Origin of the sequence: Streptomyces sp. NPDC086023, from assembly GCF_044540325.1 — a bacterium.
Taxonomy (GTDB): Bacteria; Actinomycetota; Actinomycetes; order Streptomycetales; family Streptomycetaceae; genus Streptomyces.
Genome location: NZ_JBITRX010000017.1, coordinates 88,461 through 106,834, shown reverse-complemented (window position 1 = coordinate 106,834; position 18,374 = coordinate 88,461). Strand labels below are relative to the sequence as shown.

General features: G+C 72.5%; 19 protein-coding genes and 1 riboswitch. Of the genes, 18 read left to right on the top strand and 1 reads right to left on the bottom strand.

Going from position 1 to position 18,374, the window contains the following annotated elements; all coding sequences use genetic code 11:
* Window positions 1–81 precede the first annotated feature (81 nt).
* The 9 genes from lepB (ACIF6F_RS28685) to ACIF6F_RS28645 all read left to right on the top strand — a co-directional run bounded on the left by lepB (ACIF6F_RS28685) (window position 82) and on the right by ACIF6F_RS28645 (window position 7,766).
* Window positions 82–954: a signal peptidase I gene (gene lepB, locus ACIF6F_RS28685; protein WP_399953069.1), complete on the top strand. Its 873-nt coding sequence runs from the start codon at window positions 82–84 to the stop codon at window positions 952–954.
* Between the two features lie 45 nt (window positions 955–999).
* Complete coding sequence (gene lepB / locus ACIF6F_RS28680) at window positions 1,000–1,764, top strand: signal peptidase I (RefSeq protein WP_399952868.1); 765 nt, start codon at window positions 1,000–1,002, stop codon at window positions 1,762–1,764.
* Between the two features lie 19 nt (window positions 1,765–1,783).
* Window positions 1,784–2,317 (top strand): NUDIX hydrolase, encoded by a 534-nt coding sequence (locus ACIF6F_RS28675; protein WP_399953066.1) that lies wholly within the window; start codon window positions 1,784–1,786, stop codon window positions 2,315–2,317.
* 55 nt (window positions 2,318–2,372) lie between these two features.
* Complete coding sequence (locus tag ACIF6F_RS28670; protein WP_006139554.1) at window positions 2,373–2,681, top strand: DUF2469 domain-containing protein; 309 nt, start codon at window positions 2,373–2,375, stop codon at window positions 2,679–2,681.
* Between the two features lie 199 nt (window positions 2,682–2,880).
* Window positions 2,881–3,279: a YraN family protein gene (locus ACIF6F_RS28665; RefSeq protein WP_399952865.1), complete on the top strand. Its 399-nt coding sequence runs from the start codon at window positions 2,881–2,883 to the stop codon at window positions 3,277–3,279.
* Window positions 3,279–4,889 carry a YifB family Mg chelatase-like AAA ATPase gene (locus ACIF6F_RS28660; RefSeq protein WP_399952862.1) on the top strand — a complete coding sequence of 537 codons (1,611 nt, stop codon included), beginning with the start codon at window positions 3,279–3,281 and terminating at the stop codon, window positions 4,887–4,889. Before ACIF6F_RS28665 ends, ACIF6F_RS28660 begins: the two co-directional genes overlap by 1 nt.
* Before the next feature lie 55 nt (window positions 4,890–4,944).
* A complete protein-coding gene (gene dprA, locus ACIF6F_RS28655; RefSeq protein ID WP_399952860.1) occupies window positions 4,945–6,105 on the top strand; it encodes a DNA-processing protein DprA in 1,161 nt (386 codons plus the stop codon).
* A 215-nt stretch (window positions 6,106–6,320) separates the two neighbouring features.
* On the top strand, window positions 6,321–7,157 hold the full coding sequence (gene whiG, locus ACIF6F_RS28650) for an RNA polymerase sigma factor WhiG (protein WP_399952857.1): 837 nt from the start codon (window positions 6,321–6,323) through the stop codon (window positions 7,155–7,157).
* A gap of 51 nt (window positions 7,158–7,208) precedes the next feature.
* Window positions 7,209–7,766, top strand: coding sequence for a TetR/AcrR family transcriptional regulator (locus ACIF6F_RS28645; RefSeq protein ID WP_399953064.1), 558 nt, complete (start codon window positions 7,209–7,211; stop codon window positions 7,764–7,766).
* On the opposite strand, the gene ACIF6F_RS28640 is transcribed toward ACIF6F_RS28645, so the two are convergent.
* Window positions 7,720–8,334: a murein hydrolase activator EnvC family protein gene (locus ACIF6F_RS28640; protein ID WP_399952854.1), complete on the bottom strand. Its 615-nt coding sequence runs from the start codon at window positions 8,332–8,334 to the stop codon at window positions 7,720–7,722. The two genes, ACIF6F_RS28645 and ACIF6F_RS28640, sit on opposite strands and share 47 nt — an antisense overlap.
* 269 nt (window positions 8,335–8,603) lie before the next feature.
* On the opposite strand from ACIF6F_RS28640, the gene rpsB reads away from it, so the two are divergent.
* The 9 genes from rpsB (at window position 8,604) to ACIF6F_RS28595 (ending at window position 18,361) form a co-directional block, all read left to right on the top strand.
* On the top strand, window positions 8,604–9,473 hold the full coding sequence (gene rpsB / locus ACIF6F_RS28635) for a 30S ribosomal protein S2 (RefSeq protein WP_399952851.1): 870 nt from the start codon (window positions 8,604–8,606) through the stop codon (window positions 9,471–9,473).
* A gap of 135 nt (window positions 9,474–9,608) precedes the next feature.
* On the top strand, window positions 9,609–10,445 hold the full coding sequence (gene tsf / locus ACIF6F_RS28630; RefSeq protein WP_399952848.1) for a translation elongation factor Ts: 837 nt from the start codon (window positions 9,609–9,611) through the stop codon (window positions 10,443–10,445).
* 156 nt (window positions 10,446–10,601) lie between these two features.
* Entirely contained in the window at window positions 10,602–11,381 is a 780-nt protein-coding gene (gene pyrH, locus ACIF6F_RS28625; protein ID WP_399952846.1) for a UMP kinase, read from the top strand.
* Window positions 11,382–11,430: 49 nt separating this feature from the next.
* Window positions 11,431–11,988, top strand: coding sequence for a ribosome recycling factor (frr, locus tag ACIF6F_RS28620; protein ID WP_399953061.1), 558 nt, complete (start codon window positions 11,431–11,433; stop codon window positions 11,986–11,988).
* Window positions 11,988–13,055: a phosphatidate cytidylyltransferase gene (locus ACIF6F_RS28615; protein WP_399952843.1), complete on the top strand. Its 1,068-nt coding sequence runs from the start codon at window positions 11,988–11,990 to the stop codon at window positions 13,053–13,055. Before frr ends, ACIF6F_RS28615 begins: the two co-directional genes overlap by 1 nt.
* A gap of 174 nt (window positions 13,056–13,229) precedes the next feature.
* Window positions 13,230–14,342, top strand: coding sequence for a 23S rRNA (adenine(2503)-C(2))-methyltransferase RlmN (rlmN, locus tag ACIF6F_RS28610; RefSeq protein ID WP_399952840.1), 1,113 nt, complete (start codon window positions 13,230–13,232; stop codon window positions 14,340–14,342).
* A 19-nt stretch (window positions 14,343–14,361) separates the two neighbouring features.
* A riboswitch (TPP riboswitch) is annotated at window positions 14,362–14,472 on the top strand.
* 84 nt (window positions 14,473–14,556) lie between these two features.
* Window positions 14,557–15,657 carry a thiamine ABC transporter substrate binding subunit gene (locus ACIF6F_RS28605; RefSeq protein WP_399952837.1) on the top strand — a complete coding sequence of 367 codons (1,101 nt, stop codon included), beginning with the start codon at window positions 14,557–14,559 and terminating at the stop codon, window positions 15,655–15,657.
* Window positions 15,658–15,725: 68 nt separating this feature from the next.
* Window positions 15,726–17,333, top strand: coding sequence for an ABC transporter permease (locus tag ACIF6F_RS28600; RefSeq protein WP_399953058.1), 1,608 nt, complete (start codon window positions 15,726–15,728; stop codon window positions 17,331–17,333).
* Window positions 17,333–18,361, top strand: a complete 1,029-nt coding sequence (locus ACIF6F_RS28595; protein ID WP_399952834.1) for an ABC transporter ATP-binding protein — start codon at window positions 17,333–17,335, stop codon at window positions 18,359–18,361. Before ACIF6F_RS28600 ends, ACIF6F_RS28595 begins: the two co-directional genes overlap by 1 nt.
* The last annotated feature ends 13 nt before the right edge of the window (window positions 18,362–18,374 follow it).

Here is an 18,374-nt window from a genome sequence, read left to right as displayed (position 1 = left end):
CTCCCGCTCGTTAGGGGAGTGGAGGCTCCCGGCTTCCCGGCCCGGAGCGGCAGCACTGAGTGAGGAGTGGACGTGGGGGATGTGGCGGTCGGCGCACAGACCGGACGCGAAGAACCCGACGAGCGGCGGGAGGGTGCCGTGGACGTGGACGGCGGGACCGACCGGGCGGACGAGGGTGACGAGAGCGAAGGCGCCGTACGCAGGCAGCGCTCCTTCTGGAAGGAGCTGCCCCTCCTCATCGGCATCGCCCTGCTGCTCGCGCTGCTGATCAAGACCTTCCTGGTACAGGCCTTCTCGATCCCCTCGGACTCGATGCAGAACACCCTGCAGCGCGGCGACCGGGTGCTCGTGGACAAGCTGACGCCGTGGTTCGGCTCGGAGCCCGAGCGGGGCGAGGTCGTGGTCTTCCACGACCCGAACAAGTGGCTCGCGGGCGAGCCGGTGGCCAAGCCCAACGCGATCCAGAACTTCCTGAGCTTCATCGGCCTCATGCCCTCCGCGGAGGACAAGGACCTGATCAAGCGCGTGATCGGGGTCGGCGGCGACACGGTGTCCTGCGAGAAGGGCGGACCGGTCAAGGTCAACGGCAAGGCGCTGGACGAGCCGTACATCTACCCCGGCAACACCCCGTGCGACGACATGCCGTTCAACGTGAAGGTGCCCGAGGGCAAGATCTGGGTGATGGGCGACCACCGCCAGAACTCGTACGACTCGCGCTACCACATGGACGACGAGACCAAGGGCTTCGTGCCGAACAGCAAGGTCGTCGGCCGGGCCGTGGTCATCGCCTGGCCGGTCACCCGCTGGTCGACCCTGCCGATCCCGGACACCTTCGACCAGCCGGGTCTGGCGGCCGCCCTGGGCGCCGCTCCGGTGGGTCTGGGCGTCGCGGGCGCGGTGCCGCTGGTGCTGTGGCGCCGGAGGCGGCTTACGCGGGTGGGTACCGGCGGGTAGATTGCCGTCCCAGATCGACGGACTCCGAAGGTGGGGGGCGCTGGGATGGGCGGAACAGCACGCAAGGACGGCCGCGGCCGCCTGGGCAACACGTTGTCCGGGCTGGCCGTGGCCGTCGGCTTTGTGCTCTTCCTCGGCGGTTTCGTGTGGGGGGCGATGCTCTACCAGCCCTACACGGTGCCCACGGACTCGATGATGCCCACGGTCAAGCCGGGCGACCGGGTGCTGGCCGAGCGGATCGACGGTGACGAGGTGCGGCGCGGGGACGTCGTGATCTTCACCGACGCCATGTGGAGCAACGCGCCGATGGTCAAGCGGGTCGTCGGGGTCGGCGGGGACACCGTGAAGTGCTGCGGTCAGGGCGGACGGCTCACGGTGAACGGCGTACAGGTCGACGAGCCGTACCTGGACACCGCGCGGGGCATGGCCTCCGAGATCCCCTTCGAGGTGAAGGTGCCCGACGGCAAGCTCTTCCTGCTGGGCGACCGGCGCGGGGCCTCGGTGGACTCCCGGGCGCACCTCCAGGAGGCCGGGCAGGGGACCGTGTCCCGGTCCGCCGTGACGGCCCGGGTGGACGCGGTGGCGTGGCCGTCGCCGCAGATGCTGGAGCGGCCGGGGGCCTTCCGGGCGCTGCCGGGCGGAATCTCGGCCGCCGGGCCGGTGAAGCCGGTGCTGGGCGCGATCGCGGGGGGTGCGCTGCTGGTGCTCGGCGGGGCGGCGTACGGGCCGCTGGCGAAGCGGTCCGCCGGGCGCGCGGGGTCGCGTGCGGGACAGGGTGCCGGGCGGCGGGAGCGGGCCGGTGTCCGCTGAGGGCGGCGGGGGCGGGCCGGTGTCCGCTGAGGGCGGCGGGGGCGGGCCGGTGTCGGCCGGGCCGGGCGCTCCGGCGCCGCGTCTGGTGTCGCGGGTGATCCTGCTGGATCCCGAGGACCGGATCCTGCTGCTGCACGGCTTCGAGCCGGCGGATCCGTCGGACGACTGGTGGTTCACCCCCGGCGGCGGGCTGGAGGAGGGTGAGTCCCGCGAGGAGGCCGCCCTGCGGGAGCTGGCCGAGGAGACCGGGATCACCCGGGTCGAACTGGGGCCCGTGCTGTGGCGGCGCTACTGCGAGTTCCCCTTCGACGGGCGCCGCTGGGAGCAGGACGAGTGGTACTTCCTGGCACGTACCGACCAGACCGCGACCGTGATGGGCGGGCTGACGGAGCTGGAGCGGCGCAGCGTGGCCGGGGCGAGGTGGTGGACCTCCGAGGAACTGTCGGCGGCCCGTGAGACGGTGTACCCGACCAGGCTCGCCGAGCTGCTGCGCACGCTGCTCGTCGAGGGTCCTCCGGATGTGCCGGTGGTGCTGGCCCCGGAAATCGTTTAGGGGCCCACTCTGCTGGCGCACAATAGGGGGACGCACGGCTGAAGGGGAACATGCCATGAGCGCCGAGGACCTCGAGAAGTACGAGACCGAGATGGAGCTGAAGCTCTACCGGGAGTACCGCGACGTCGTCGGGCTGTTCAAATACGTCATCGAGACCGAGCGGCGCTTCTACCTGACGAACGACTACGAGATGCAGGTGCACTCGGTCCAGGGCGAGGTGTTCTTCGAGGTCACGATGGCCGACGCCTGGGTGTGGGACATGTACCGGCCGGCGCGGTTCGTGAAGCAGGTGCGGGTGCTGACCTTCAAGGACGTGAACATCGAGGAGCTCAACAAGAGCGACCTCGAACTTCCGGGGAGCTGATCGCGGGGCCGCCGGGCCGGGGGTCCGGCGGCGGCTCAAGCCGTGGGGTCGGGGGGCCGGCGGCCGCTCGCGTCCGGGTCCCGACTGCGGGGTCTTTCACCCGTGTGGGTGACGGGGTTGTCCACATCGGGCGGACTGTCCACCAAGATCCACTTTGTGGGGGCGGGTGCGGGAGATTCGGTGCCGGAGGTGGTGCCGGATGTACGCACACGAGGCCGGGGGGCCCGACCCGCAGGGGGACCGGGCACGGCGGGCGCTGGGACGGTACGGCGAGGAGCTGGCCGCGCGGCGGCTGGCCGAGGCCGGGATGACGGTGATCGCGCGGAACTGGCGGTGCCGGGGCGGGGAGATCGACATCGTGGCCCGGGAGGGCGACGCCCTGGTGGTCTGCGAGGTGAAGACCCGCCGGGAGGGCGCCTTCGAGCACCCCATGGCGGCGGTCCGCCCCGCCAAGGCCGCCCGGCTGCGCAGGCTCGCCGGCCGCTGGCTGGCCGACCACGGGGGGCCACCGGGCGGCGGGGTGCGGATCGACCTGGTCGGGGTGGTGCTGCCGCGCCGCGGGGCTCCCGTCGTGGAGCACGTCAGGGGCGTGGCCTGATGGGGTTCGCACGGACCTGTTCGGTGGCGCTCGTCGGGGTCGACGGTGTGGTGGTGGAGGTCCAGGCCGACCTGGAGCCCGGAGTGGCCGCGTTCACGCTGGTGGGGCTGCCCGACAAGACGCTGGTCGAGAGCCGGGACCGGGTCAGGGCCGCCGTGGTGAACTCCGGTGCCGACTGGCCGCAGAAGAAGCTCACCGTGGGGCTCAGCCCGGCCGCCGTGCCCAAGTCGGGCTCCGGTTTCGACCTGGCCGTGGCCGCCGCGGTGCTCGCGGCGGCGGAGCGGGTGGACCCGCGGGCGATCGAGGACCTGGTGCTGATCGGCGAACTGGGACTGGACGGCCGCGTGCGGCCGGTGCGCGGGGTGCTGCCGGCGGTGCTCGCCGCGGCCGAGGCCGGATACCGCCAGGTGGTGGTCGCCGAGCAGTCCGCCGCCGAGGCCTCCCTGGTGCCCGAGGTGTCGGTGCTCGGGGTGCGCAGCCTGCGGCAGCTGATCGCCGTGCTGACCGACGGTGAGGTGCCCGAGGAGGCGCCGGAGGAGCCCGGGCGGCCCGACCCGATGCTGGCGGGACTGCTCGTGCCCGGCGCTGGAGCGGGCACCGGGGCGGCGGGAGCGGACGGGGTGCAGCCCGACCTCGCGGACGTCGCGGGCCAGCCGGTGGCCCGGAGAGCCCTGGAGGTGGCCGCGGCCGGGGGCCACCACCTCTTCCTGAGCGGACCGCCCGGTGCGGGGAAGACGATGCTCGCGGAGCGGATCCCCGCGATCCTGCCGGCGCTCACCCGCAGGCAGTCCCTGGAGGTGACCGCCGTCCACTCCGTCGCCGGGATCCTGCCGCCGGGGGAGCCCATGGTGGCCCGCGCGCCCTACTGCGCGCCCCACCACTCGGCCACCATGCAGTCCCTGGTCGGCGGGGGGAACGGCATGCCGAGGCCGGGCGCCGTCTCCCTGGCCCACTGCGGGGTGCTCTTCCTGGACGAGGCTCCCGAGTTCAGCCCCAAGGTGCTGGACGCGCTGCGCCAGCCCCTGGAGTCCGGCCAGGTGGTCATCGCGCGGGCCGCGGGGGTGGTCCGGCTGCCCGCCCGGTTCCTGATGGTGCTGGCCGCCAACCCCTGCCCGTGCGGGCGGTTCTCGCGGCACGGCATCGGATGCGAGTGCCCCCCGTCCGCGATCCGCCGCTATCAGGCACGGCTCTCGGGGCCGCTGCTGGACCGCGTCGACCTCCGCGTCGAGGCCGAGCCCGTCAGCCGCGCCGACCTCCTGGGCCGGGGCGGCGGCGAGCCCACCGAGGCCGTCGCCGCCCGGGTGCGCGAGGCCAGGGCACGAGCCGCCACCCGGCTGGCCGGCACCCCCTGGGCGGTCAACGCCGAGGTGCCGGGGCACGAGCTGCGCACGCGCTGGCAGGTGGCGCCTGGCGCTCTCGGTCCGGCCGAACGTGACCTCGACCGGGGGCTCCTGACGGCCCGCGGACTGGACCGGGTGCTGCGGGTCGCCTGGACCGTGGCCGACCTGCGCGGGCGGGACCGCCCGGAGGCGCTGGACGTGGCCGTCGCCCTGGAGCTGCGCACCGGCGTGGCCCGCGGGACGCCCCGGGCCGTGGGGGAGCCGGTGTGAGCGCGCGGAAGGCGTGCCGCGTGCGCCGACGGCGGGGGTGGAGAGGGGTGGCGCGGTGGACGAGCTGACGGCGCGGGCCGCGCTGACCCGCGTACTGGAGCCCGGAGAGGAGCACGGGGGGCGCTGGCTGCGGCGGTTCGGCGCGGTGGAGCTGGTGCGCCTCCTGCGGGACCCGGGCGCGGCCGACGGAGCCCTGACGGGCGTGGGGCCCGACCGGCTCGCCGGGTACCGCAGAAGGGCCGCGGCGGCCGAGCCCGGGCGGGACCTGGAAGCGGTCGCGGCGGTCGGCGGACGGTTCGTCACCCCCGGCGGTCAGGAGTGGCCCAGCCAGCTGGACGACCTCGGCGACGCCCGGCCGGTGGGGCTCTGGCTGCGCGGCCCGCACGACCTCCGCACCTGGGCACTGCGGTCGGTGGCACTCGTCGGCGCACGGGCGTGTACTCCGTACGGGGCACACATGGCGACCGCTCTCGCCGCCGGCCTGGCCGAGCGCGGCTGGGTCGTCGTCTCGGGTGCGGCGTACGGGATCGACGCCGCCGTGCACCGGGGCGTGCTCGCGGCCGAGGGGGCCACGGCGGCGGTGCTGGCCTGCGGGGTCGACACCAGCTATCCCCGCGGCCACGACGGGCTCCTGCGGCGGATCGCGGCGCAGGGGCTGGTCCTCGGGGAGCTGCCGCCCGGCAGCCATCCCACGCCCAGCAGGTTCGTCCTGCGCAACCGCGTCATCGCGGCCCTGACCCGCGGCACGGTGGTGGTCGAGGCCGCCTACCGCAGCGGTTCGCTGGTCACCGCCCGCGCCGCGCAACGGCTGGGGCGGCACACCATGGGCGTGCCGGGGCCTGCCACGAGCGCACTGTCGGCCGGGGTGCACGAGCTGGTCAGGGGCGGCGCGGTGCTGGTCACGGACGCGGCGGAAGTGGTCGAACAGGTCGGGGCCATGGGCGAGCTGGCCCCCGGCCGCCGCGGCCCCGTCGTCGCCCGGGACCTGCTGCACCCCGCCGCGGCGCGGGTCCTCGAAGCCCTGCCCGCCGGGCGGCCGGCGGGGGTGCGGGAACTCGCTCTCGGAGCGGGCACCAGCACCGATGAAGTCATCGGCAGACTGTACGAACTTCACTCTCTGGGGTTCGTCGAACGGCAGGGCGATGACTGGCGGTTGACCACTCCGGCGGATGACGCCGCCGGGCAATCCGCCGGCCCCCGGCGAGGCGGTCCTTGACCTGGGGCGATCCGGTGAAAGGGTGAAGGCGATGAGATACGCCGTCTTCCCGGTGGCATCCTCGGGGCCCGTGCGCGAGGCGCGGGCCCGGGGCCGTCGGCGTCACCGCGGACGCCCCTGTACCCGCGCGCGATCCCGTACTCTTCGCGCACCGCGACACTCCAGTCACGCTACGCTCCCAAGGATCCCGACTGCAGAACGGCTCAAGGCGACGCATGCCCCAGCACACCTCCGGGTCTGACCGCGCCGCGGCACCCCCCGCCGCCCGAGAGGGCGTCCGGGCCCCCGCACCCTCCTCCCTGGACGAGCTGTGGCGGTCGTACAAGGAGACCGCCGACGAGCGCCTGCGCGAGCAGCTGATCCTGCACTACTCGCCCCTGGTGAAGTACGTGGCCGGCCGGGTGAGCGTCGGCCTCCCGCCCAACGTCGAGCAGGCCGACTTCGTCTCCTCCGGCGTCTTCGGGCTGATCGACGCCATCGAGAAGTTCGACATCGACCGCTCGATCAAGTTCGAGACGTACGCGATCACCCGGATCCGCGGCGCGATGATCGACGAACTGCGGGCCCTGGACTGGATCCCGCGCTCGGTGCGGCAGAAGGCCCGGGCCGTCGAACGGGCCTACGCCACGCTGGAGGCCCAGCTGCGGCGCACCCCCACCGAGACCGAGGTCGCCTCGGAAATGGGCATCGGCGTGGAGGAACTCCACGCGGTATTCAGCCAGTTGTCCCTCGCGAACGTGGTGGCCCTGGAAGAGCTGCTGCACGTGGGCGGCGAGGGCGGCGACCGCCTGTCGCTCATGGACACCCTGGAGGACACCGCCGCGGACAACCCGGTCGAGGTGGCCGAGGACCGCGAGCTGCGCAGGCTGCTGGCACGGGCCATCAACACCCTGCCGGAGCGCGAGAAGACCGTGGTCACCCTGTACTACTACGAGGGCCTCACGCTGGCCGAGATCGGCAACGTCCTCGGGGTGACCGAGAGCCGGGTGAGCCAGATCCACACCAAGTCCGTGCTCCAGCTGCGCGCCAAACTGGCGGACGTCGGCCGCTGACCTTGCGCCCCTCCGTAGAGTGGAAGCGTGCCAAGGATTCGAGCGGCCTCCGTGGCCGAGCACCGGACGATGCAGCGCGCCGCCCTGCTGGATGCCGCGCGTTCCCTGTTGTCCGAAGGCGGTACGGAAGCGCTGACCTTCCCCGCCCTCGCCGAGCGGACGGGCCTGGCCCGCTCCTCCGTGTACGAGTACTTCCGCTCCCGCGCCGCGGTCGTCGAAGAGCTCTGCGCCGTCGACTTCCCGGTCTGGGCCGCGGAGATCGAGGACGCCATGCAGGCGGCCCAGACCCCCGAGGCCAAGATCGAGGCCTACGTGCGGAGCCAGCTGGCCCTCGTCGGCGACCGGCGGCACCGCGCGGTCGTGGCGATCTCCGCCAGCGAACTGGACGCCGGGGCCCGCGAGAAGATCCGCGCCGCGCACGGCGGACTGGTCGCGATGATCGTCGAGGCGCTCGCGGCGCTGGGCCACGAGCAGCCCAGGCTGGCCGCGACCCTGCTCCAGGGCATCGTCGACGCCGCCGTCCGCCGCATCGAACTCGGGGCCGCCGAGGACCCCTCCGCGATCACGGACGTGGCGGTGGCGATGGCCATGCGGGGCGTGCGGGGCTGACCCGCCCGGTTCCGGGGACCGGGCTGCCGGACAGGGGCAGCAGCCGCGGCGCCGCACGCGGCAGCAGGGACAGCGGGTCCAGATAGGCCTCGCCCGAGAGCAGCCCCCAGTGCAGGCAGGGCTCGCCGCAGTGCCCGCCGGCGGTCGTGACCGCCACCACCTGCCCCCGGGCCACCGCCTCGCCCTCGGCGACCAGCGGGCGCACGGGCTCGTACGTGGTGCGCAGCGGCGTGCCCGCGACCGTCAGCGAGAGCACCCCGCGCCCCGCCACCGGCCCGGCGTGGTGCACCCGCCCGGCGGCCACCGCGCGCACCTCCGTGCCCGGCGCCGCGGCCAGGTCCACCCCGCGGTGCCCCGCCGCGTACGGGGTCGGCGGCGGCAGCCAGCCGCGCAGCAGCCGCAGCGGCGCCGGCAGCGGCCGCACCGCCGGGGCTCCCGGGAGGACGGCGGTCGGCGTCGCCGGGGCGGCGCGCGGGAGCCCGTACCCGGCGGACGCGGCGGCGGGTGCGCCGTACGCGGAGAACGGCGCGAGCAGGGTCAGGACCAGGCCGAGCAGCAGGGGAGTCATGTCCCGCAGCATCCCGCCGGGGACCGGCGGCGCGGGCGGGCCTGTGGACGGGCGGCCTCCTGTGGACAGGCGCGTCACCCGGCACGGCCCCGGGTCCCGTACACTTCTTGTGGCGATCCGGGTCACCGGGTCGACTTCGCACGCCCCGCCACCTGGTCGATCACGACCGGTGGCCGCGCTCCTCGGTCCCTCGTGGCACGGCGCGTCGGGGCGTCAGGCGCGACCGCCGTCCGGTGGTCGCGGTAACCGAGCAATCAAGGAGTACGGCCATGGCCGTCGTCACGATGCGGGAGCTGCTGGAGAGCGGCGTCCACTTCGGTCACCAGACCCGTCGCTGGAACCCGAAGATGAAGCGCTTCATCTTCACCGAGCGCAACGGCATCTACATCATCGACCTGCTCCAGTCGCTGTCGTACATCGACCGCGCCTACGAGTTCGTCAAGGAGACCGTCGCGCACGGCGGCTCCATCATGTTCGTCGGCACGAAGAAGCAGGCCCAGGAGGCCATCGCCGAGCAGGCGACCCGCGTCGGCATGCCGTACGTCAACCAGCGCTGGCTGGGTGGCATGCTCACCAACTTCTCCACCGTCTACAAGCGTCTGCAGCGCCTCAAGGAGCTTGAGCAGATCGACTTCGAGGACGTGGCCGCCTCCGGCCTCACCAAGAAGGAGCTCCTGGTCCTCTCCCGCGAGAAGGCCAAGCTGGAGAAGACCCTCGGTGGTATCCGCGAGATGCAGAAGGTGCCGAGCGCCGTCTGGATCGTCGACACCAAGAAGGAGCACATCGCCGTCGGTGAGGCGCGCAAGCTCCACATCCCGGTCGTCGCGATCCTCGACACCAACTGCGACCCCGACGAGGTCGACTACAAGATCCCGGGCAACGACGACGCGATCCGCTCCGTCACCCTGCTCACCCGCGTGATCGCCGACGCCGTCGCCGAGGGCCTCATCGCCCGCTCCGGCGTTGCCGCCGGTGACTCGAAGCCGGGCGACAAGACCGTCGGCGAGCCGCTGGCCGAGTGGGAGCGCGACCTGCTCGAGGGCGAGAAGAAGGCCGACGAGGCCCCGGCCGCCGCCGAGGCCCCCGCTGCCGAGGCCCCCGCCGCCGAGGCTCCGGCCGCGGACGCCGAGCAGGCCTGACCCACTGAGAGAGCCCGGCGTTCACCTGCCGGGCACTCCCAGCACGGACGATGACGACGGGGGACGGTGCTCACAAGGCACCGGCCCCCGCCGTTCACCCGTAGATCTACGACTTCGAGAGAGAATCACAGACTCATGGCGAACTACACCGCCGCTGACGTCAAGAAGCTCCGCGAGCTCACCGGCGCCGGCATGATGGACTGCAAGAAGGCCCTGGACGAGTCCGACGGCAACGTCGACAAGGCCGTCGAGGCCCTGCGCATCAAGGGCCAGAAGGGCGTCGCCAAGCGCGAGGGCCGCTCCGCCGAGAACGGCGCCGTCGTCTCCCTGCTCGCCGACGACAACACCTCCGGTGTGCTCGTCGAGCTGAAGTGCGAGACCGACTTCGTCGCCAAGGGTGACAAGTTCCAGGCCGTCGCCGCCGACATCGCCAAGCACGTGGCCGCCACCTCCCCGGCGGACATCGCGGCGCTGCTCGCCTCCGAGATCGAGCCCGGCAAGACCGTCCAGGCGTTCGTGGACGAGGCCAACGCCAACCTCGGCGAGAAGATCGTCCTGGACCGCTTCGCGCAGTACGGCGACGGTTTCGTCTACTCCTACATGCACCGCACCATGCCCGACCTGCCCCCGCAGATCGGTGTCCTGGTCGAGCTGGACAAGGCCGACGCCAACCTCGCCAAGGGCGTCGCGCAGCACATCGCCGCGTTCGCCCCGAAGTACCTGGCCAAGGAAGACGTCCCGGCCGAGGTCGTCGAGTCCGAGCGCCGCGTCGCCGAGGAGACCACCCGCGCCGAGGGCAAGCCCGAGGCCGCCCTGCCGAAGATCGTCGAGGGTCGCCTCAACGGCTTCTTCAAGGACGCCACGCTCCTGGGCCAGCCCTACGCGCTGGACAACAAGAAGTCCGTCCAGCAGATCCTGGACGAGGCCGGTGTCACCCTGAAGCGCTTCACCCGCATCAAGGTCGGCATCTGAGTCCGTACGCGACGGACAGCGGACCCCGGTAGGGTCTGAGGCAGTCGTCCGCGTTCGCGCCGGACGACCGCAGATCTGACGAGGAGGCCATTGCCGTACAGGGAACCGCAAGGACCCCGGCAATGGCCTTCTTCGTATGTGCACGAGGAGATCTCCATGAATCAGGGCGTGGACCCCCACACCGCTTCCGACGACAAGAGCGACCACGACAAGAAGGGCCGCCGCTTCATGCTGAAGCTGTCCGGCGAGGCCTTCTCAGGCGGCGGGGGACTGGGCGTCGACCCCGACGTCGTGCACGCGATCGCGCGTGAGATCGCGGCTGTCGTCCGCGACGGCGCCGAGATCGCCGTCGTCATCGGCGGCGGCAACTTCTTCCGCGGCGCCGAGCTCCAGCAGCGCGGCATGGACCGGGCCCGCTCCGACTACATGGGCATGCTCGGCACCGTGATGAACTGCCTCGCCCTCCAGGACTTCCTGGAGAAGGAGGGCATCGACTCCCGCGTGCAGACCGCCATCACCATGGGCCAGGTCGCGGAGCCGTACATCCCGCTGCGCGCCGTGCGCCACCTGGAGAAGGGCCGCGTCGTCATCTTCGGCGCCGGCATGGGCATGCCGTACTTCTCCACCGACACCACGGCCGCCCAGCGAGCCCTGGAGATCGACGCCGAGGCCCTGCTCATGGGCAAGAACGGTGTCGACGGCGTCTACGACTCCGACCCCAAGGCAAACCCCGACGCGGTCAAGTTCGACGCCCTCGAGTACGGCGAGGTGCTGGCCCGCGACCTCAAGGTCGCCGACGCCACCGCCATCACGCTGTGCCGCGACAACAAGCTGCCGATCCTCGTCTTCGAGCTGCTCGCGGAGGGGAATATCGCGCGCGCCGTCAAGGGTGAGAAGATCGGCACGCTCGTGAGCGACCAGGGCACCCGGGCCTGAGCGACCCACCCCGCCCGAACCATCCACTCAAGACATGCAGGAGCACGTGGTGATCGAAGAAATCCTCCTCGAGGCCGAGGAGAAGATGGAGAAGGCCGTCGTGGTCGCCAAGGAGGACTTCGCCGCGATCCGCACCGGCCGTGCGCACCCGGCGATGTTCAACAAGATCGTGGCCGACTACTACGGCGCGCTGACCCCCATCAACCAGCTCGCGTCCTTCTCGGTGCCCGAGCCGCGCATGGCCGTGGTGACCCCGTTCGACGCGAGCGCGCTGCGCAACATCGAGCAGGCCATCCGCGACTCGGACCTCGGTGTCAACCCGAGCAACGACGGCCGCATCATCCGGGTCAACTTCCCGGAGCTCACCGAGGAGCGCCGCCGCGACTACATCAAGGTCGCCCGCGGCAAGGCCGAGGACTCGAAGGTCTCCATCCGCTCCGTGCGCCGCAAGGCCAAGGACGCCCTCGACAAGCTCGTGAAGGACAAGGAGTCCGGCGAGGACGAGGTGCGCCGCGCCGAGAAGGAGCTCGACGACACCACCGCGAAGTACGTCGCGCAGGTGGACGAGCTGCTCAAGCACAAGGAAGCCGAGCTCCTCGAGGTCTGATGAACGACTCTTCCTGGGCGGCGGAGCCGGTACCGGCGGGTCCCGCATACGATGTGCTCGGAGGGCCGCAGACTCGGCCCATGCCCATCGTGCCCGACGCCGCCGGTCGAGACTTCGAAGACCGGGAACCACGCGACCGGGGGGCGGCTCAGCCGAGCGGCCCCCTGTTCCGCGACGAGACGCCGCCGCAGGAGCCCATGCCCACGCCCCCGCCCCAGGCCCCGCAGGAGGCCTCCTCCCCGCCGCCGAAGAAGCGTGCGGGGCGGGACCTGCGCGCCGCCATAGGGGTCGGCGTCGGCCTCGGCGCCGTGATCTTCGCCTCGCTGTTCATCGTGAAGGCGGTCTTCGTCGGCGTCATCGCGGTCGCGGTGGTCGTCGGGCTGTGGGAGCTGACCTCCCGCCTCCAGGAGCGCAAGGGCATCAACGCGCCCCTGGTCCCGCTCGCCGTCGGCGGCGCCGCGATGGTCGTCGCCGGGTACGTGCGCGGGGCCGAGGGCGCCTGGGTCGCGATGGCCCTGACCGCGCTCGCCGTGCTCGTGTGGCGGATGACGGAGCCTCCCGAGGGTTACCTGAAGGACGTCACGGCCGGCGTCTTCGCCGCGTTCTACGTGCCGTTCCTCGCGACCTTCGTGGCGATGCTGCTGACCGCCGACGACGGTCCGCAGCGGGTGCTCACCTTCCTGGTCCTCACGGTGGTCAGCGACACCGGGGCGTACGCGGTGGGCTGGCGCTTCGGCAAGCACAAGCTCGCCCCGCGGATCAGCCCCGGGAAGACCCGCGAGGGACTCTTCGGTGCCGTGGCCTTCGCGATGGCGGCCGGTGCGCTGTGCATGGAGTTCCTGATCGACGGGGGCAGCTGGTGGCAGGGCCTGCTGCTGGGTCTCGCGGTCGCGGTCAGCGCCACCCTGGGCGACCTCGGTGAGTCGATGATCAAGAGGGACCTCGGCATCAAGGACATGGGCACCCTGCTGCCCGGTCACGGCGGGATCATGGACCGGCTGGACTCTCTGCTGCCCACCGCGCCGGTGGTGTGGCTGCTGCTGGCGCTCTTCGTGGGCACCGGCTGAGCCGTCCCGGGTATCCTGGAAGGCGCGCCACTCCCGAGTGGCGCGCCTTTCTCGTCCCCCGCGAGCCGCGGGGGGACGCCCTGTGAGGTCTCCTGGCGCCGGTCGCGCCAATGCCATCGGCTCCGTTTACCACGGAGGCCGGCCAGGCCTCGTCGTACTGAGGAGAAACCGATCATGGCCCGCCCCCTTCCGGGAGAACTGACCTTCGTCGCGCCCAAGGGGGCCAAGAAGCCGCCCCGGCACCTCGCCGACCTCTCGCCCGCCGAGCGGCGCGAGGCCGTGGCCGCGATCGGTGAGAAGCCGTTCCGCGCGAAGCAGCTCTCGCAGCACTACTTCGCCCGCTACGCGCACGACCCGGCCGAGTGGACCGACATCCCGGCCGGCGCGCGCGAGAAGCTCCGGCAGGAACTGCTCCCGGACCTGATGAGCGTGGTCCGGCACATCAGCTGTGACGACGACACCACCCGCAAGACCCTCTGGCGGCTGCACGACGGCACGCTGGTCGAGTCCGTCCTGATGCGGTACCCGGACCGGGTCACCATGTGCATCTCCTCGCAGGCCGGCTGCGGCATGAACTGCCCGTTCTGCGCCACCGGCCAGGCGGGCCTCGACCGCAACCTGTCCACCGCCGAGATCGTCCACCAGATCGTCGACGGCATGCGGGCCCTGCGCGACGGCGAGGTCCCGGGCGGCCCGGCCCGCCTGTCGAACATCGTCTTCATGGGCATGGGCGAACCGCTGGCCAACTACAAGCGGGTCGTCGGCGCCATCCGCCGCCTGACCGACCCCGAGCCCGACGGCCTCGGCCTGTCGCAGCGCGGTATCACCGTCTCCACCGTCGGCCTGGTCCCGGCCATGCTGCGGTTCGCCGACGAGGGCTTCAAGTGCCGTCTCGCCGTCTCCCTGCACGCCCCCGACGACGAGCTGCGCGACACCCTCGTCCCCGTGAACACCCGCTGGAAGGTCCGCGAGGTCCTCGACGCGGCCTGGGAGTACGCCGAGAAGTCCGGCCGCCGCATCTCCATCGAGTACGCGCTGATCCGCGACATCAACGACCAGGCCTGGCGCGGTGACCTGCTGGGACGCCTGCTCAAGGGCAAGCGGGTGCACGTCAACCTGATCCCGCTCAACCCGACCCCGGGGTCCAAGTGGACGGCCTCCCGCCCCGAGGACGAGCGGGCCTTCGTCCAGGCCATCGCCGGCCACGGCGTGCCGGTCACCGTCCGCGACACCCGTGGCCAGGAGATCGACGGAGCGTGCGGACAGCTCGCCGCCAGCGAGCGGTAACCTGGCCCCGTACATCTGCATATTCCGACAGGGGAGCGCCACAGCGCTGAGAGTGCGGGCACCGTCACGCCGCAGACCCTCTGAACCTCGCCCGGGTCATTCCGGGTAGGAAGTTCGGTCATCACTCAAGCTGTTGCGCCCTGCCCCGGCGTCCGCTCCCAGAGCGCCGGGGCGGGGCCGCGTCTTCTCCTGGTCACTCCAGGAGGAATGTTCCGTGAGCACCACCAAGAAGATGGCGGGCGCCGTGCTGGCCACCGCCCTGGGCGCGGCCGCGCTCGCAGGCTGCGGCAACGGCGACGAGAAGGACGGGGCGGCGCCGAGCGGCAAGCCCGAGTCGAAGACGGTCACGCTCGTCAGCCACGACTCCTTCAACGCCACCCCGGCCGTGCTGAAGGAGTTCGAGAAGCAGACCGGCTACACGGTCAAGGTCCTCAAGAGCGGTGACGCGGGCGCGGCCCTCAACCAGGAGATCCTCACCAAGGGCTCCCCGCGCGGCGACGTCTTCTTCGGCGTCGACAACACCCTGCTCTCCCGCGCCCTCGACAACGGCATCTTCATCCCGTACGAGGCCAAGGGCCTGGCGGAGGTCCCCGAGCAGTACCAGCTCGACAAGGCCGAGCACCGCGTCACCCCGATCGACTCCGGCGACATCTGCGTCAACTACGACAAGAAGTACTTCGCCGACAGGAAGCTGGCCCCGCCGGTCACCCTCGACGACCTGGTCAAGCCCGAGTACAAGAACCTCCTGGTCACCGAGAACGCCTCGACCTCGTCGCCCGGCCTCGGCTTCCTCCTCGCGACCGTGGGCAAGTACGGCGAGGACGGCTGGAAGGACTACTGGACCAAGCTCAAGGCCAACGGCGTCGAGGTCGTCGACGGCTGGGAGCAGGCCTACAACGAGCGCTTCTCCGGCTCCGCGGGCGGCAAGAAGGCCAAGGGCGACCGTCCGCTGGTCGTCTCCTACGCCTCCAGCCCGCCGGTCGAGGTGCTGTACGGCGAGCCGCAGCCGGCCGTGGCGCCGACCGGCGTCTCCACCGGCACCTGCTTCCGCCAGACCGAGTTCGCGGGCCTGCTCCAGGGCGCGAAGAACGAGGCGGGCGGCAAGGCCCTGCTGGACTTCCTGATCAGCACGAAGTTCCAGGAGGACATGCCGCTCCAGATGTTCGTGAACCCGGTGGTCAAGGACGCGAAGCTGCCGGAGATCTTCACCAGGCACGGCGTGGTGATCGAGAAGCCGGAGACCGTGACTCCGGACGCGATCGCCAAGAACCGTGAGCAGTGGGTCGGGGCATGGACCTCGCTCGTGCTGAAGTAGCGCAGGACGCGGTCCGGGAGGTGCCCGCGGGCTCCTCCCGGCGCGGCACGGCGGTGCGGCTGGGCCTGATGGCCCTGCCGCTCGCCTTCTTCGCGATCTTCTTCGCCTGGCCCGTGGCCGCGATCGTGGGCCGCGGGATCAGGACCGACACCGGCTGGCAGTTCGGCCGGATCGGCGAGGTGCTCGGCCGGCCCGACATCGCCGGGGTGCTGTGGTTCACCACCTGGCAGGCGCTCGCCTCCACGGCGCTCACGCTGCTGATCGCGCTCCCCGGCGCATACGTCTTCGCGCGCTTCGAGTTCCCGGGCAAGCAGCTGCTGCGGGCCGTGGTCACCGTCCCCTTCGTGCTGCCCACCGTCGTGGTGGGCACCGCCTTCCTGGCCCTGCTCGGCCGGGGCGGGATGCTGGACGAGCTGTGGGGCGTACGGCTCGACACCACCGCGTGGGCGATCCTCCTCGCGCACGTCTTCTTCAACTACGCCGTGGTCGTACGCACCGTCGGCGGCCTGTGGTCCCAGCTGGACCCGCGCCAGGAGGAGGCCGCCCGGGTGCTGGGCGCCGGCCGGTTCGGCGCCTGGCGGCGCGTGACGCTGCCCGCCCTCGCGCCTGCCGTGGCCGCCGCCGCCCTGATGGTCTTCCTCTTCACCTTCACCTCCTTCGGCGTCGTGCAGATCCTCGGCGGACCGGCTTACGCCACGCTGGAGGTGGAGGTCTACCGGCAGACCGCCCAGCTGCTGGACCTGCCGACCGCCGCCGTGCTCACGCTGGTGCAGTTCGCCGCCGTGGGTGCGATCCTGGCCGTGCACGCCGTGACGGTGCGCCGGCGCGAGACCGCACTCCGGCTGGTCGATCCCGCCCGCACCGCCCACCGGCCGGCCGGCTTCGGGCAGTGGGCGCTGCTCGGCGGGGTGCTCCTGACGGTCCTGCTGCTGATCGTGCTGCCCCTGGGCGTCCTGGTGGAACGCTCCTTCGACGCGCCCGGCGGCTACGGCACCGGCTTCTACCGGGCACTCCAGTCCTCCGACGGCGGCACCTTCCTGGTCCCGCCGCTGGAGGCGGTCTGGAACTCCCTCCAGTACGCGCTGGCCGCCACCGGCATCGCGCTGCTGATCGGCGGCCTGGCCGCGGCGGCGCTCACGCGGCGCGCCGGCCGCCTGGTGCGGGGCTTCGACGCCCTGCTGATGCTGCCGCTGGGCGTGTCCGCGGTGACGGTGGGCTTCGGGTTCCTGATCACGCTGGACGAGCCGCCGCTCGACCTGCGCACGTCCTGGATCCTGGTGCCGCTGGCGCAGGCACTGGTCGGGGTGCCCTTCGTGGTGCGGACGATGCTGCCCGTGCTGCGTGCCGTGGACGGGCGGCTGCGGGAGGCGGCGGCGATGCTCGGCGCCTCGCCGCTGCGGGCCTGGCGGGAGGTGGACCTGCCGATGGTGCGGCGGGCGCTGCTGATCGCCGCCGGGTTCGCCTTCGCGGTGTCCCTCGGCGAGTTCGGGGCCACCGTGTTCATCGCGCGGCCCGACCGTCCGACGCTGCCGGTGGCCGTGGCGCGGCTGCTGGGGCGCGCGGGTGAGCTGAACTACGGGCAGGCGATGGCGCTGAGCACGATTCTGATGGGGGTGTGCGCGGTGTCCCTGCTGGTGCTGGAGCGGCTGCGGCCCGAGCGGTCCGGGGAGTTCTGATGACGTTGCTGGAACTGGACGCGGTGTCGGTCCGCTTCGGGACGCGGACGGTGCTGGACGCCGTGGACCTGGCGGTGGCCGAGCACGAGACCGTCTGTGTGCTGGGTCCGAGCGGGAGCGGCAAGTCCACGCTGCTGCGGGTGGTCGCGGGGCTCCAGCCCGCCGCCGGGCGCGTGCTGCTGGGCGGGGCCGACCAGAGCGGGGTGCCCGTGCACCGGCGCGGGGTCGGCCTGATGTTCCAGGACCACCAGTTGTTCCCGCAGCGCGACGTGGGCGGCAACGTCGCCTTCGGGCTGCGGATGCGCGGGGTCGGGCGGGCCGAGCGGGAGGCGCGGGTGGCCGAGCTGCTGGAGCTGGTGGGGCTGCCGGGTGCGGGGCGCCGGGCCGTCGCCTCGCTGTCCGGGGGCGAGCAGCAGCGGGTGGCCCTGGCCCGGGCGCTGGCACCGCGGCCGCGGCTGCTGATGCTGGACGAGCCGCTGGGCCAGCTGGACCGCGGGCTGCGCGAGCGGCTGGTGGTCGAGCTGCGGGGGTTGTTCTCCCGGCTCGGCACGACCGTACTGGCCGTGACGCACGACCAGGGCGAGGCCTTCGCGCTCGCCGACCGGGTGGTCGTGATGCGGGACGGGCGGATCGCCCAGGCGGGGACGCCGCTGGAGGTCTGGCAGCGGCCCGCCTCGGAGTTCGTGGCCCGCTTCCTCGGCTTCGACAACGTGGTGCCGGCCACCGTGACCGGCCCTGCCGCCGACACCCCCTGGGGCAAGGTCCCGGTGCCGGAGGGCTCCCCCGAAGGGGCCGGCCGGCTGCTGGTGCGGCCCGCGGGAGTGCGGCTGGTACGCCCTGACGAGGGCCTGCCCTGCTCCGTGGTCTCCCGTACGTTCCGCGGCACGCACGTCGCGCTGACCCTGCGGCCCGAGTGCGGGGGACCGGAGCTGGAGGCCGAGTGCGACCTGGCGTCCGCGGCGGACCCCGGCGCCCGGGTGGGCGTCGCCTTCGCCCCGTCCGAGGTGGTCGTCCTCCCGGACGCTTAGGCCGTGGCTTTCG